The 14,810-nt window shown below is 71.7% G+C and carries 13 protein-coding genes; 8 read left to right on the forward strand and 5 right to left on the reverse strand.

Annotated features, from left to right (window positions below):
* Positions 1-95: 95 nt before the first annotated feature.
* Positions 96-1,013 carry a hypothetical protein gene (locus tag ACQ1X7_RS12075; protein ID WP_432478450.1) on the reverse strand — a complete coding sequence of 306 codons (918 nt, stop codon included), beginning with the start codon at positions 1,011-1,013 and terminating at the stop codon, positions 96-98.
* A 292-nt stretch (positions 1,014-1,305) separates the two neighbouring features.
* Between ACQ1X7_RS12075 and ACQ1X7_RS12080 the strand changes: the two genes are divergently transcribed.
* Positions 1,306-2,898 (forward strand): catalase, encoded by a 1,593-nt coding sequence (locus tag ACQ1X7_RS12080; RefSeq protein WP_432478451.1) that lies wholly within the window; start codon positions 1,306-1,308, stop codon positions 2,896-2,898.
* Between the two features lie 19 nt (positions 2,899-2,917).
* Here ACQ1X7_RS12080 and ACQ1X7_RS12085 read toward each other — a convergent pair whose 3' ends face one another.
* Positions 2,918-4,480 (reverse strand): amino acid permease, encoded by a 1,563-nt coding sequence (locus ACQ1X7_RS12085; protein WP_432478452.1) that lies wholly within the window; start codon positions 4,478-4,480, stop codon positions 2,918-2,920.
* Positions 4,481-4,624: 144 nt separating this feature from the next.
* Here ACQ1X7_RS12085 and ACQ1X7_RS12090 point away from each other — a divergent pair, with 144 nt between their 5' ends.
* Genes ACQ1X7_RS12090 through ACQ1X7_RS12120 form a run of 7 tightly spaced genes read left to right on the forward strand, consistent with a single transcriptional unit; the run spans position 4,625 to position 11,387 of the window.
* On the forward strand, positions 4,625-5,371 hold the full coding sequence (locus tag ACQ1X7_RS12090) for a FadR/GntR family transcriptional regulator (protein ID WP_432478453.1): 747 nt from the start codon (positions 4,625-4,627) through the stop codon (positions 5,369-5,371).
* A gap of 14 nt (positions 5,372-5,385) precedes the next feature.
* Positions 5,386-6,753, forward strand: a complete 1,368-nt coding sequence (locus tag ACQ1X7_RS12095; protein ID WP_432478454.1) for a glutamine synthetase family protein — start codon at positions 5,386-5,388, stop codon at positions 6,751-6,753.
* Positions 6,753-8,111: an aldehyde dehydrogenase family protein gene (locus ACQ1X7_RS12100; RefSeq protein WP_432478455.1), complete on the forward strand. Its 1,359-nt coding sequence runs from the start codon at positions 6,753-6,755 to the stop codon at positions 8,109-8,111. Before ACQ1X7_RS12095 ends, ACQ1X7_RS12100 begins: the two co-directional genes overlap by 1 nt.
* Positions 8,112-8,134: 23 nt before the next feature.
* Complete coding sequence (locus tag ACQ1X7_RS12105; RefSeq protein WP_432478456.1) at positions 8,135-8,914, forward strand: 3-oxoacyl-ACP reductase; 780 nt, start codon at positions 8,135-8,137, stop codon at positions 8,912-8,914.
* Positions 8,915-8,916: 2 nt separating this feature from the next.
* Positions 8,917-9,648, forward strand: a complete 732-nt coding sequence (locus ACQ1X7_RS12110; protein WP_432478457.1) for a gamma-glutamyl-gamma-aminobutyrate hydrolase family protein — start codon at positions 8,917-8,919, stop codon at positions 9,646-9,648.
* Positions 9,645-10,619, forward strand: coding sequence for an alpha/beta hydrolase (locus ACQ1X7_RS12115; RefSeq protein ID WP_432478458.1), 975 nt, complete (start codon positions 9,645-9,647; stop codon positions 10,617-10,619). The genes ACQ1X7_RS12110 and ACQ1X7_RS12115 overlap by 4 nt, the downstream gene beginning before the upstream one ends.
* A gap of 6 nt (positions 10,620-10,625) precedes the next feature.
* The gene (locus ACQ1X7_RS12120) at positions 10,626-11,387 is read left to right on the forward strand and encodes an alpha/beta fold hydrolase (RefSeq protein ID WP_432478459.1); all 762 of its coding nucleotides are present in this window, start codon (positions 10,626-10,628) and stop codon (positions 11,385-11,387) included.
* Positions 11,388-11,396: 9 nt separating this feature from the next.
* Here ACQ1X7_RS12120 and ACQ1X7_RS12125 read toward each other — a convergent pair whose 3' ends face one another.
* The 3 genes from ACQ1X7_RS12125 to ACQ1X7_RS12135 are packed head-to-tail and all read right to left on the reverse strand — an operon-like array spanning position 11,397 to position 14,806.
* Positions 11,397-12,911, reverse strand: coding sequence for a sensor histidine kinase (locus ACQ1X7_RS12125; protein WP_432478460.1), 1,515 nt, complete (start codon positions 12,909-12,911; stop codon positions 11,397-11,399).
* Positions 12,912-12,950: 39 nt separating this feature from the next.
* Positions 12,951-13,718 (reverse strand): sulfite exporter TauE/SafE family protein, encoded by a 768-nt coding sequence (locus ACQ1X7_RS12130; protein WP_432478461.1) that lies wholly within the window; start codon positions 13,716-13,718, stop codon positions 12,951-12,953.
* On the reverse strand, positions 13,715-14,806 hold the full coding sequence (locus ACQ1X7_RS12135; protein WP_432478759.1) for an SPFH domain-containing protein: 1,092 nt from the start codon (positions 14,804-14,806) through the stop codon (positions 13,715-13,717). Before ACQ1X7_RS12135 ends, ACQ1X7_RS12130 begins: the two co-directional genes overlap by 4 nt.
* Positions 14,807-14,810 lie beyond the last annotated feature (4 nt).

A 14,810-nucleotide genomic window follows, 5' to 3' on the forward strand; every position in this document is an offset into this window, starting at 1 on the left:
CGGACTGTGGGCAGCCGGCTCCTCGACCCCCATGTCCCCTCGGGACATGAGGAGGAGCGTCCACCGCGGGGCAGGTGGACGCTCCTCCGCTGGGATCAGATCCCCGCGTCGACCGCGGTCGGCACCGACGAGGCGGTGCCGGACGGAGCCGGCGTCGAGGCCGGGGCCGGGGCCGCGGGTGAGGAGACCTCGGCCTTCTTCTTCTTCTGCTTCCCCTCGACATCGATGCACCCGCGGGCGACCTGCTCCTTCAGGGTCAGGTTGCGCACGTGCACCCAGCCGCTGTCGTTCTGGATGCCGGTCCGGACCCAGTCGCCGGTGGTCTCGTCCTGCTCGTACACGACCTCCCAGGTGCGGCGCTCGACGTCGACGCAGTCGGATCGCCGGTCACTGCGCGGCTCCACCTTCGTCTCCGGCTCGGGCGGCTGGTAGCACGGCGCCTCCGGGTTGGTCGACTGGTAGCCGGTGGCCCCCAGCACGGTCATCGTCCCCGAGGGGTTGCCGTCGAGCACGAACCCCTGCTGGGCGGTGAAGACGACGTCGTAGGTGCCCGGACCGTAGGTCCCCGGCTCCGGGGTCACCGACACGCCCTGCGGCTGCGACGGGATGGTGCCCACACCGTCGGTGTCACAGGTCGGCGGCTGGACGTCGAATCCCGCGGGCGTCACCTTCACGTCGGGCTTCTCGCAGTAGCCGGGCGTCTTGACGGTCGCCGTCTTCGACGCCGTGACCCCGTTCGGCCAGGACGCGTCGACCCTCATCGTGTAGGTGCCGTGCTTCACGTCGTTCTCGGTGTGCGTCACCGGCGCGGCGCCCGCACCGACGGTGCCGCTGAACCCGCGGTCCGTGGTGTAGGTCATCACCTTGTCTCGCTCGGAGTTGCCGATCGACCACGTGATGTCGAACAGGCCGGTCTCCTCGTCGCAGACCGCCACACCGCTGACGAGCGGGTGGTGTGCCGAGGCCGGTGACGCGGTCACCAGGCCCACGACCACCATGAGAAGCGCGGTCACCAGGACGCGGGCAGGCTTAACTGAACCCATGGGTGCATTCCCCCCTGGGGCACGGACCCCCCCGGCCCCAACTTGTTGTGTCGCGACGCCCCCACGGCGCCGCCACAGCATTGAACGGTCATTCGACCAGGAAGTCACGCCGCCGGGCCGAACCTTTACTTGACTGTTCACATTTCCGCAGCGAAGTTCCTCCGAATTTGGTAGGGCCGCGGACCACCCGAAAGCATTCTTGACCTGTTCCAGACTGGCTGGTTGGTTGGTGGGGACGTCATCCGCCACTCGAGGAGGCCCCATGACCGACCTGCCGCAGCCCCCGGACGACAGCACCGTGGCCACCGGACCCAGCGACGAGGCCCGGATCGGCTCCACCACCGACACCGGTGCGCCCGCCCCGAGCGACCGCAACTCGCTCACCGTGGGTCCGGACGGGCCGATCCTGCTCCACGACGTCCACTTCCTGAACCAGATGGCCCACTTCAACCGCGAGCGGGTGCCCGAGCGCAACGTCCACGCCAAGGGCTCCGGCGCGTTCGGCGTGTTCGAGACCACGGGGGACGTCTCGGCGTACACCAGGGCGGCCCTGTTCCAGCCGGGCGTGCGGACCGAGATGCTGGCGCGCTTCTCGACCGTCGCCGGCGAGCAGGGCTCCCCCGACACCTGGCGCGACCCGCGCGGCTTCGCGCTGAAGTTCTACACGACCGAGGGCAACTACGACCTCGTGGGCAACAACACCCCGATCTTCTTCATCCGCGACACGATGAAGTTCCCCCACTTCATCCGCAGCCAGAAGCGCCGGGGCGGGTCCGGACTGCGCGACAACAACATGCAGTGGGACTTCTGGACGCTCAACCCCGAGTCGGCGCACCAGGTGACCTACCTGATGGGCGACCGCGGCATCCCGCGGACCTACCGGCACATGAACGGCTACGGCTCCCACACCTACCTGTGGATCAACGAGGCCGGCGAGAAGCACTGGGTCAAGTACCACTTCCACAGCGACCAGGGGGTCGAGGGACTCACCGACGACGCGGCCACCCGCATCGCCGGCGAGGACGCCGACTTCCACCGCCGCGACCTCTACGACGCGATCGCGCACCAGGACTACCCGAGCTGGACGATGTCGGTGCAGCTGATGCCGTACGACGACGCCAAGACCTACCGGATCAACCCCTTCGACCTCACCAAGGTGTGGCCGCACGCCGACTACCCGCTGGTCGAGGTCGGGAGGATGACGCTGGACCGCAACCCGGAGAACTTCTTCGCCCAGGTCGAGCAGGCGGCGTTCGAACCCTCTGCCCTGGTGCCCGGCATCGGCTTCTCGCCGGACAAGATGCTGCTGGGTCGCGCATTCGCGTACGCCGACACCCACCGGCACCGGATCGGCGCCAACTACCTGCAGCTCCCGGTGAACCGGCCACGGGTGGAGGTGAACACCTACACCCAGGACGGTCCGATGGCCTACGAGCACCGCTCGGACGACCCGGTCTACGCCCCGAACTCGTTCGGGCGCGGGTACGCCGACGAGGTGGGCGAGGTCGCGGACGGCTGGGAGACCGACGGCGCGATGGTGCGCCAGGCCTACACCAGGCGTCCCGAGGACGACGACTTCTCCCAGGCCGGCGCACTCGTGCGCGAGGTGTGGACCGACGAGCAGCGCGCGGTGTTCGTCAAGACCGTGTCCGGACACCTGCTCGGCGGCGTGGAGGGCGACGTGCTCGAGCGCGCCTTCGAGTACTGGAAGCGGGTCGACCCCGATACCGGGAAGCAGATCGAGGAGGCGGTCCGCGCCGGCGGCGACCACGGTGGCCCCGGCGCGCAGCCCGGTAACGCCGCCTCGGACGCCTCCGACCCTGTGGTGGAGCCCCGCACCCACGCCGGCGACTGAGTGCGGGGCACGCCCCGCGTCAGTTGGCGGTGAAGTCCTCCGGCGGGAGCTCCCCCTCGAGGTCCGACCCGTAGTGCTCGACGGAGGGGTCGCGGTGCAGCCCACCGCTCATCGCGTACTCCTCCTCGGGCGAGAGCACCAGCCGGTGCCGCCCGAACACGCCGAACAGGACCAGCGCGATCGCGTAGACGACCGCGATGGCGATGATCGCCTCCCGGAAGTCGGGGTTGAGGAACAACCCGATGAACGTCACCGTCGCGATCACGCCTGCCACGACCGCACCTGCCACCCCGGTGGGGCTGCGGTACGGGCGCACGGCGTTCGGGAACTTCCGGCGGAGCAGCACGAAGGAGACCATCTGCAGCAGGTAGGCGAGCACGGCGCCCCAGACCGCGATGTTGAGCACGATCGCGTTCGCCGTGTCGGCCAGGTCGTCGCTCTGCGAGGCGAGGAAGTCGACCAGGAGCAGCACCAGGAAGCCGAACACGGCACCGGCCACCAGGGCGGCCACCGGGGTCTTCCGGCTGCCCGTCACCGACAACGCCTTCGGGTAGTAGCCGGCGCGTGAGAGGGAGTACATGTTGCGGCCGTAGGCGAACATGATCCCCTGCAGGCTGGCCAGCAGGCCGATCAGGGCGAACAGCGAGAGGATCGCCGCCCAGTCGTCGGAGAGGAAGGCGCGGAAGCCGTCCAGCAGCGGCTCGCCGGACGCGCCGATCGCCTCGGACCCGGTGACCGCGGGGTTGAGGAAGAGCACCAGGGCGCCGGTGCCGACCAGGGTCAGCAGGCCGATGATCCCGGCACGCGGGATGTCGGTGGCGGGGTCGTGCGCCTCCTCGGCGGCGAGCGGCAGCTCCTCGATGCCGAGGAAGAACCACATCGCGAACGGCAGCGCGTAGAGGACGCCCTCCCAGCCGAACGGCAGGAACGTGCTGTTGCCGGCCTCCGGCTCGATGTCCAGCAGGTTCCCGAAGTCGACCGCCCCGTTGGCCAGCGCCAGCACGGCGAACAGCACGAGGATGCCGATGGAGACCACCGCGACGGCGATGGCGAACTTGAACGACAGCTCCGCCCCGGCACTGTTGAGCGCCACGAAGGCGACGTACAGGACGAGCCACCAGATCCACATGTTGTCGGAGAGGTCGAGCCCGAAGAGTTGGTCGGTGGCGGCGTTCGCGTACCCCGCGGAGAACAGCACGATGACGCCGGTGGTGAAGACGTACTCGATGGTCTCGGCGAGACCCGTGATGAATCCGCCCCAGGGCCCCATGGAGGCACGGGCGAACGAGTAGGCGCCGCCGGTGTGCGGCATGGCTGCGGCCATCTCCCCGATGGAGAAGAGCATGCCGAAGTACATCGCGACGATGACCAGGCTGGCGACGAGCAGGCCTCCCCAGCCGGCCTCGCCGATGCCGAAGTTCCACCCGGAGAAGTCTCCGGAGATGACGGCGGCGACGCCGATGCCCCACAGGCCCCAGAACCCTGCGGCGCGCTGGAGCTGCCGCTTCTCGAAGTACCCCTCGGCCGCGTGCGTGTAGGTGACCCCACCACCCGGCCTGCGCTGCGTCGTCCCGTCGGCCACGATGACTCCCCTCGGTAAACCCCTCTCGGAAGGTAGACCCGTTCGCGACCGGGTGTCGAGAGGGGCGACGAAAATTGGTCTGAGTTCGGACCTTTGTGGTCTCGGCGCGTTGACACCGACCGCCCTCGATCCAAAGATGGCTCCATGTCCGCCCGCCCCGCACCGCAGCTCTCCGAGACGGTGCTGCGGCCGGTGCGGGGGCACCACGCCTTCGAGTCCTGCGTCGAGCAGCTCGGCACCGCGATCCGGCTCGGCGTCTACCCCCGCGGCTCCACCCTGCCGCCCGAGCGTGAGCTCGCGCCGTTGCTCGACGTGTCCCGCGCGACGCTGCGCGAGGCGATGGCGGCGCTGCGCGAGGCCGGCCTCGTGCAGACCACCCGCGGCAGGGGTGGCGGCACTGTGGTCACCCTGCGTCCGCGCTCACCCTCGGGACGGGCCGCCTCACGGATCTCCGCAGCCCGCCGGCGCTCGTGGCACGAAGCCCTGACCTTCCGCCGGATCGTCGAGCCGGGGGCCGCGGCCCTGGCGGCGCAGCGTGCCGCCGACGGCGACCTCACCGCCGAGCTGCGCGACCAGCTCGAGACGGCGCACGCCGACGTGGCGGCCGCCGCCCGTGCGGCCCACCACCGGCAGGCCGACTCGCGGTTCCACCTGACCCTCGCCAGCGTCACCGAATCGCCGCGGGTGGTGCAGGCCATCACCTCGGTGCAGGCCGAGCTCCACGAGATGCTGCTCGCGATCCCTGTCCTGGACGCCAACATCACCCACTCCGACGGGCAGCACGCGGCGGTCGTCCGTGCCGTGCTGGCCGGCCGGCCCGACCGCGCCTTCACGGCCATGGAGCAGCACTGCGACGACACCGCCGCCCTGCTCCGGGGCCTGGTGGGCTGACCAGAGGAGCACCGATGCCGCTACGCAACGACCGGCACCTCACCCTCGAGGACCTGCTGGCCGAGATCGACGACGGCACGGTCGACACCGTGGTGGTCGCGTTCACCGACATGCAGGGCAGGCTGCAGGGCAAGCGACTGCACGGTCGGTACTTCGCCGACCACGTCGCGGGTCACGGCACCGAGGGCTGCAACTACCTGCTCGCGGTCGACGTGGAGATGAACACCGTCGACGGCTACGCCATCTCCTCGTGGGAGCGGGGCTACGGCGACATGGAGTTCGTGCTCGACGAGCAGACGATCCGCCGCCTCACGCACCTCCCGGCCACCGCCCTGGTGCAGTGCGACCTGGAGTGGACCGACCACACGCGCGTGGTCCAGTCGCCCCGTGCCGTGCTGCAGCGCCAGCTCGACCGGCTCGCCGAGCGCGGCTGGGTCGCCATGGCCGGGACCGAGCTGGAGTTCATCGCCTTCGACACCTCCTACGAGCAGGCCCACGACAGCGGCTACCGCGGCCTGACGCCGGTCAACCAGTACAACGTCGACTACTCGATCCTCGGCACCACCCGGGCCGAGCCGCTGCTGCGCGCCATCCGCAACCACATGTACGACGCCGGGCTCGACGTGGAGGGTGCCAAGGGCGAGTGCAACTTCGGGCAGCACGAGATCGGCTTCCTGTACGCCGACGCGCTGACCACCGCGGACAACCACGTCGTCTACAAGAACTCCGCGAAGGAGATCGCCGCCCAGCAGGGCAGGGCGATCACGTTCATGGCGAAGTACGACGAGCGCGAGGGCAGCTCGTGCCACATCCACCTCTCCCTCCGCGGCGACGACGGCGACCTCGTCTTCTGGGACGAGGAGGCCGGGACCCGCAGCAGCCTCTACGACCAGTTCGTGGCGGGGGTGCTCGCGACCACTGCGGACTTCACGCTGATGTACGCCCCCAACATCAACTCCTACAAGCGGTTCGCCGAGGGTTCCTTCGCCCCGACAGCGATCGCCTGGGGCCTGGACAACCGGACGTGCGCGGTGCGACTGGTCGGCGAGGGTGCCGCGGCCCGGATGGAGAACCGGCTCCCCGGTGCCGACGTCAACCCGTACCTGGCGCTGGCCGCCATGATCGCCGGCGGCCTCCACGGCATCGAGCACGGGCTCCCGCTCGAGAGCGAGCTGGTCGGCAACGCCTACACCTCGGACAAGGAGCGGGTCCCCGACACGATGGCCGCCGCGCGCGAGGCGTTCGCGGGTTCGGCGGTCGCCCGCGAGGCCCTGGGCGACGACGTGGTCGACCACTACGTCAACATGGCCGACGTCGAGCTGGCCGCCTTCCGGGCCGCCGTCACCGACTGGGAGCTGCGACGCGGGTTCGAGAGGCTGTGATGAGCGGGGTGCACACCGTCCTCAACCCGGCCACCGCCACCCCCGTCGCCGAGGTCCCCGCCACCGGCCTCGACGAGACCGACGCCGCCATCGAGCGCAGCCACGAGGCCTTCGCGGCCTGGCGAGGCGTCGCGCCCGGCGAGCGGGCCACCCTGCTCCGTCGGTTCGCCGACGTGGTCGACGCCCACGTCGAGGAGCTCGCGGGGCTCGAGGTGCGCAACGCCGGCCACACCTGGGCGAACTCGCGCTGGGAGGCCGGCAACGTCCGCGACTGCCTCCACTACTACGCCGGCGCCCCCGAGCGGCTGTCCGGGCGGCAGATCCCCGTCGCCGGGGGGACCGACCTCACCTTCCACGAGCCGCTGGGGGTGGTCGGGATCATCGTGCCCTGGAACTTCCCGATGCCGATCGCGGGCTGGGGCCTCGCCCCCGCGCTGGCCGCCGGCAACACCGTGGTGCTCAAGCCCGCCGAGCTCACGCCGATGACGGCGATCCGGATCGGGGAGCTGGCGCTGGAGGCCGGGCTGCCGGAGCACGTGCTGACGGTGCTGCCCGGCAAGGGCTCGGTGGTCGGCGAGCGCTTCGTCACCCACCCCCTGGTGCGCAAGGTCTGCTTCACCGGTTCCACGGAGGTCGGCAAGCGGGTGATGGCGGGCTGCGCCGAGCAGGTGAAGCGGGTGACCCTCGAGCTGGGCGGGAAGAGCGCGAACATCGTCTTCGCCGACGCCGACCTCCCCGCAGCCGCGGCAGCAGCGCCGTACGCCGTGTTCGACAACGCCGGCCAGGACTGCTGCGCGCGCTCCCGGATCCTGGTCGAGCGGTCGGCGTACGACGAGTTCCTGGGCCTGATGGAGCCCGCCGTCGCCGCGCTGCGGGTGCTCGACCCCGCCGACGAGGCCAGCGAGATGGGGCCACTGATCTCGGCCGGCCAGCGGGACCGGGTGCTGGGCTTCCTCGACGACGCCGAGGTGGCGTTCTCCGGCAGCGCTCCCGGCGGCGACGGCTTCTGGGTCGCCCCCACGGTGGTGACCTCGGCCGACCCCGCGGAGCGGATCTGGCGCGAGGAGGTGTTCGGTCCCGTCGTCGCGGTGATGCCGTTCGACGACGAGGCGGACGCCGTGGCGCGGGCCAACGACACCGAGTACGGCCTGTCGGGGTCGGTGTACACCCGCGACCTCGGCCGGGCGCTGCGGGTCGCCCGGGCGGTCGAGGCCGGCAACCTCTCGGTCAATTCCCACGCCTCGGTGCGGTACTGGACGCCGTTCGGCGGCTACAAGCAGTCGGGCCTGGGTCGCGAGCTCGGTCCCGACGCGCCGCAGGCGTTCACCGAGGAGAAGAACGTCTTCATCGCTCACTGAGCCCGGCAGGAGGAGGGAAGCCCATGACCGGACGCCTCGACGGCAAGGTCGCCGTCGTGACCGGAGGTTGCTCGGGGATCGGTCTGGCGACGGTCCGCCGCTTCGTCGAGGAGGGCGCCCGGGTGGTCGTCGGTGACATCGACGACGAGCGTGGCCACGCCCTCGTCGGCCAGCTGGGCGGCACCGACCTGTTGACCTACCAGCGCGTCGACGTCACCGAGAAGGCCGCGGTGGACGAGCTCTTCCGGGTCGCGCGCGACACCTACGGCTCGGTCGACGTCGCGTTCAACAACGCCGGCATCGCTCCCCCGGAGGACGACTCGATCCTCGACACCGACCTCGACGCCTGGCGGCGGGTGCAGGAGGTCAACCTCACCAGCGTCTACCTCAGCTGCAAGGCCGCCCTCCCCCACATGCTCGAGCAGCGCTCCGGCTCGATCATCAACACCGCGTCGTTCGTTGCGGTGATGGGAGCGGCGACGTCGCAGATCTCGTACTCCGCGTCCAAGGGCGGCGTGCTGTCGATGTCGCGCGAGCTGGGCGTGCAGTTCGCGCGCGAGGGGATCAGGGTGAACGCCCTGTGCCCCGGCCCGGTGAACACCCCGCTGCTGCAGGAGCTCTTCGCCAAGGACCCGGAACGCGCCGCCCGGCGCCTGGTGCACGTCCCGATGGGGCGGTTCGCCGAGCCCGCCGAGATGGCCAACGCGGTGCTGTTCCTCGCCTCCGACGAGTCGAGCTTCGTCACCGCCAGCACGTTCCTCGTCGACGGCGGCATCTCCAGCGCCTACGTGACGCCGCTCTGACCGTGGCAGCGCCACTGATCGGGCTCACCACCTACCGCGAGCAGGCGGCGTGGGGGGTCTGGCAACAGCGGGCCGACGTGCTGCCGAGCCAGTACGCCGCGGCGGTCGAGTCGACCGGCGGCGTACCGGTGCTGCTGCCGCCCGTGGCGCAGCCGGGCTCCGCCGACGTGCTGGTCGCCCGGCTGGACGGCCTGGTGATCAGCGGCGGGGCCGACGTCGACCCGGGTCGCTACGGCGAGCCGGTACATCCCCGCACCGCCGAGTGGCGTGCCGACCGCGACGCGTGGGAGCTGGCCCTGCTCGACGCCGCCGAGGTGGTGGGTCTGCCCGTGCTGGGGGTGTGCCGCGGGATGCAGGTGATGGCCGTGCACGCCGGCGGCACCCTCGACCAGCACACGCCCGACCTGGTCGGCCACGACGGGCACAGCCCGGGGGGCGACGTCTACGGGCCCGTCGAGGTGCGGACCGTCCCCGGCACCCGGGTCGCGTCGCTCCTCGGCGACCGGCTCACGGTCAGCTGCCACCACCACCAGTCGGTGCGCACCCACCCCGGCCTGGTGCCGGCCGCCACGGCCGACGACGGCACGCTCGAGGCCTTCGAGCTGGACGGCGACCGGTTCCGGGTCGGGGTGCAGTGGCACCCCGAGACCGTCGACGACGTCGGCCTGCTGGCCGGTCTGGTGCGTGCCGCCGCGGCGTACGCCGCCGACCGTCCTGCGACAATCACCCCATGACCGCCACCGTGACGACCGACGTCCTGGGCGAGCCGTGGACCGCCGAGACGATCCAGTTCCCGCCCGACGACGAGGGCCGGGTCGTGGCGACGCTGGTCAGCCGACGGGCCGAGGTCGCCACCACCCGGGCGGTGCTCTACGTCCACGGCTTCGCCGACTACTTCTTCCAGACCTCGTTCGCGCAGTGGTGGCTGGACCGGGGCTACGACTTCTACGCGATCGACCTGCGGAAGTACGGCCGCTCCACGCTGCCGCACCAGACCGCGACCTACGTCGCCGACCTGCACGAGTACGACGCCGACCTCGACGCCGCCTGGCACCGGATCACCACGCGCGACGGCCACGACCACGTCGTGGTCGCCGCGCACTCGACCGGCGGGCTGGTGACCTCGCTGTGGGCCGACATGCGCCAGCCCGCCGAGCTGCGCGGGCTGGTGCTGAACTCGCCGTGGTTCGACCTGCAGGGCAAGGCGTGGATGCGCAGCCACGCCGCGGGCCTGCTCCTCGACCAGGTGGGGCGTCGCCGGCCGCACCAGCAGATCGCGCGCCGCATCGAGGGCTTCTACACCCGTAGCCTGCACCGGGACCACGACGGCGAGTGGGACTTCGACCTCACCCTCAAGCCGATCGACTCCTTCGCCGTCCGCGCCGGGTGGTTGCTGGCGATCCGCCGTGGACACGCCCGGCTGCACCGCGGGCTCCACCTGCCCTGCCCCGCGCTGGTCCTCTCCTCCGACCGCACCACCTGGCCCCGCGAGATGACCGACGACGTCCACACCCACGACATCGTGCTCGACGTCGAGCAGATCCGGCGCTGGGCCCCCGCCCTCGGACGCCACGTGACCTACGCCGCGATCCCCGGCGCCCTGCACGACGTCGTGCTCTCGCGGCAGCCCGCCCGCGACCGGGCCTACGACGAGATCGAGCGCTGGCGGACGGCGTACGTCGACGGGCCGGCCGGAGGGGACTGAGCCCTCGTGGCCCACCGAGTCCTCCTGCTGCCGGGCATCGTGATGCCGGCCGCCGCGGCGTACGCGGAGCTGCTCGCCGAGCTCGGCGACGACGTCGACGCCGTGGCCGAGGACCTCGCTGTCTACGCCTCCGACTCGCCGCCCACCGACTACTCGCTGGACCTCGAGGTCGAGGAGGTGCGGGCGACCACCGATGCGCGGGGCTGGGACCGGTTCCACCTCGTCGGCTACTCCGGGGGCGCCTCGGTCGCCCTGGCCTGCGCGGCCGCCCACGGCGACCGGCTGGCCAGCCTCGCCCTGCTGGAGCCGGCCTGGGCGGGCAACTGGGACGACGCCAGCCCCGCCCACCGGGCGTTGTGGCCGGAGTACGCACGACTCTCCGCCCTCCCGCCGGAGGAGGCGATGCCGGCGTTCCAGAGGATCCAGCTGCGGCCCGGGGTGTCCCCGCCTCCACCGCCGCCCGGACCGCCCCCGCCGTGGATGGCCCGGCGTCCGGCCGGGATCCGGGCGCTGGTCGAGGCCTTCCGGACCTTCGACCTCGACCGTGAGGCGCTGCGCCGCTTCGACCGACCCGTCTACTTCGCCCTGGGCGGAAGGAGCAACCCCGACCAGTTCGAGGAGGAGGCCGAGCGCCTCGGCCGGGTGTTCCCGGACTTCCGGCTCGAGGTGTTCCCCGACCGGCACCACTTCGACCCGCCACACCGGGCCGAGGCGTCGTCCGTGGCGAGGTCGCTGCGCAGGCTGTGGGACCGGGCTGGGGTCACCTGACCGGGTCGGTCACTCCGGGCGCGAGACCCGGACGTGGGGCACCAGGTCGACGCCGTCGCTCCGGGGCACCGTCAGAGTGAACACCGATCCCGTCGGGTCGTGGTCGCGGTGGGTGACGTCGCCGGCGTTGGCGCGGGCGAGCGCCCGGGTGATGTAGAGCCCCAGCCCGGTGCCGGCGGCCCGCTGGGCCGCCCCCGGGTCACGGCTGAACCGCTGGAAGAGCTGGTCCCGGAACTCGGGTGGGACCCCCGCCCCCTCGTCGACGACCGAGACGGCCACCCGGTCCTGGCCCACGGGCTCCGCGACCAGGCGGACCGCGCCGCCGCCGTACTTGTCCGCGTTGCTGAGCAGGTTCGAGACGACCTGGTCGAGGTGGTCGGGCTGCACCAGGGCGCGCAGGTCGTCGGCGCACTCCACCTCCGGCTGTCGTCCCGGCGGCAGCCCGGACGCCGCCGCGACCAGCTGAGGCCGCAGCAGGCTCGACTGCGGTCGCGCGGTCAGGGCGCCGCGGTCGCTCTGGGCCAGGGCGAGGATGTCGGCGCACACCCGCTCGATCTGGCGGGCGTTGCGCTCCACCACCTCGAAACAGCGCAGCGCCAGCGAGACGTCACCGTCGGACAGCGCCTCGCGGCCCACCTGGCTGTACCCGACGATCGAGGTGAGCGGGTTGCCGACCTCGTGGCCGAGCATCCCCACCAGGTCGACCTTGAACCGGTTGGCCTGCTCGAGCTGCTCGTTCTGCTCCGCGAGCCGGGCCGCGGCCGCCGCCCGCTCCCGCAGCGGCTGCAGCAGCGCCGCCCGCTGCGCCAGGGCGTAGATCGGGACCAGCAGCAGCACGAACCACGGCCCGCCGGTCCACACCCCGGCGAACAGGCAGGCCACGAACAGCACGGCGAGCTCGGTGCGGTAGAACGACGGGTCGGTGAGCGTGCGCCGCAGCCACTCCTCGTCGGTCGGGTCGTTGAGCAGCACGCACCCGGCGAACAGGACGGACTCGACGGCGAGGAACGCGAGGGCCGCCAGGGTCAGCCCGAGCAGCCCGACGCCGCCGTCGCCGATCATCCAGTTGGTCTGGTCTCCGACGACCAGGTGGGCCACGCTGCCGGCGGCGACGCCGGCGATGACCAGGAAGCCCGCCGAGCCGACCCACTTCCACAGCGGCACCCGGAGCCCCCGCCAGCGGGCATGGGCGTAGGTGAACGGGACCACGACCAGCAGCCACGGGGCCGGCAGCAGCACGGCGCACGAGAACGCCCACGCCGACAGCGCCTTGTGGGGCTGCTGGGAGTGGGCGAGCCCGCCGTAGAGCCGGCGGGCGATCTCGACGTTCAGCACCGAGATCGCGACCAGCACCGAGGCGGTCAGCCAGGCCGCCCGACGCTCACCCGGCCCGCCAGGAGCGAAGAAGGGGAGCACGCAGGCGGCCACGAGGGTGAGGGCGACGTACGCCTGCATGCGCAGGGGCGCGCTCCGGAACCGCGTCCGTCCCGCAGTCCCGCCGTCCGACCCCACGCCCTCGCCCATCGCGCGCACTATCCCACAGTCGCGGGACCCGCCTGCCGGTCAGTCGGTCAGGAACACCACGAGCGCGGTCACCCCGACCACCACGATGACGGCCCTCAGCACCGTCGGGGGCAGCCGCCGCCCCACCGTGGCGCCGAGCTGACCGCCGACGATGGAGCCGCCTGCGATCAGGCCCGCCACCACCCAGTCGACCTGGGCGACCAGGATGAAGATCGCGGCGGCGACGGCGTTGACCAGGCCGGCGAGCACGTTCTTGGTGGCGTTGTGCCGCTGGATCCCGTCGGCGATCCCGATGCCGAGGATGGCCATCAGCAGCACCCCCTGGGCGGCCCCGAAGTAGCCGCCGTAGATGCCTGCCGCCGCGACGGCCGGCCACACCCACCACGAGCCGTGCTCGGCGGGGGCCTCGCCGCGGCGCTCGGCGCGCACCGCCACCCGCCGCGAGATGACCGGGCCGGTGACCACGAGCAGCACGCCGAGACCGATCAGGACCGGCACGATCGTGTCGAAGGCGGCCGAGGGCAGCACGAGCAGCAGCACCGCCCCCGCCGTACCGCCCAGCAGCGAGGCCGAACCGAGCCGGAGCAGCCGTGCGCGCTGGCCCGCGAGCTCGGCGCGGTAGCCGATCGCGCCGGACACCGATCCGGGCACCAGCCCGACCGTGTTGGAGACGTTGGCCGTCACCGGCGGGACGCCGAATGCGAGCAGCGTCGGGAAGGTGATCAGTGTGCCGGACCCGACGACGGTGTTGATGGTGCCGGCCCCGACCCCGGCCAGGAGGATCGCGACCGCCTCCGGCCAGCTCACGCGGTGGGAGGTGCCCCCGGCGACGCCGGGCCCTCGGACGACTCCTCGTCGTGCGGGTCGACGGTCGGCTGGCTACGCTCGCGGCCCGGGTTCGCCGCGCTCTCGGCGGCTGCGATGGCCTCCTGGACCGCCTCGTTCGCGTTGCTGAGCTCGCGGTCGTCCGCGGTGGGGCCCAGCTGCGGCTCGGAGGAGCCCATGTCGACCCGCTTGCGGGGCGTGGCGTTCTGCGGGATCCCGGCGACCTCGTGGATCGACGAGCTCAGGCCCTCCAGCGCCTTGGTGATCTCCGAGGGGATCACCCAGACCTTGTTGGCGTCGCCCTCGGCGATCTTGGGCATCATCTGGAGGTACTGGTAGGCCAGCAGCTTCTGGTCGGGCTGCCCGTCGTGGATCGCCTGGAAGACGGTCTGGATGGCCTGGCCCTCACCCTGGGCCCGCAGGATCGCGGACTCACGGTCGGCCTGGGCGCTGAGGATCTGGGACTCACGGTCGCCCTCGGCGTTCAGGATCGCGGACTGCTTGTTGCCCTCCGCGGTGAGGATGGCGGACTGCCGCTGGCCCTCGGCGGTGAGGATGAGCGCCCGCTTGTCGCGGTCGGCGCGCATCTGCTTCTCCATCGCGTCCTTGATCGACGGCGGCGGGTCGATGCCCTTGATCTCGACGCGGTTGACCCGGATGCCCCACTTCCCGGTGGCCTCGTCGAGGACGCCGCGCAGGCCGGTGTTGATCTCCTCGCGGCTGGTCAGGGTCTGCTCGAGGTCCATGCCGCCGACGATGTTGCGGAGCGTGGTCATGGTGAGCTGCTCGACGGCCTGGATGTAGTTGGCGATCTCGTAGGTCGCCGACACCGGGTCGGTCACCTGGAAGTAGATGACGGTGTCGATGGACACGGTCAGGTTGTCCTCCGTGATCACCGGCTGCGGCGGGAAGCTCACCACCTGCTCGCGGAGGTCGATCAGGTAGCGCACCCGGTCGATGAACGGGACGATCACCTTCAACCCTGCGTCGAGGGTCTGCTGGTACTTGCCGAACCTCTCCACGATGCCTGCCCGCGCCTGCGGGATGATCTTGATGGTCTTCGCGAGCATCACG

This window comes from Nocardioides sp. GXQ0305 (genome assembly GCF_050880345.1).
Lineage (GTDB): Bacteria > Actinomycetota > Actinomycetes > Propionibacteriales > Nocardioidaceae > Nocardioides.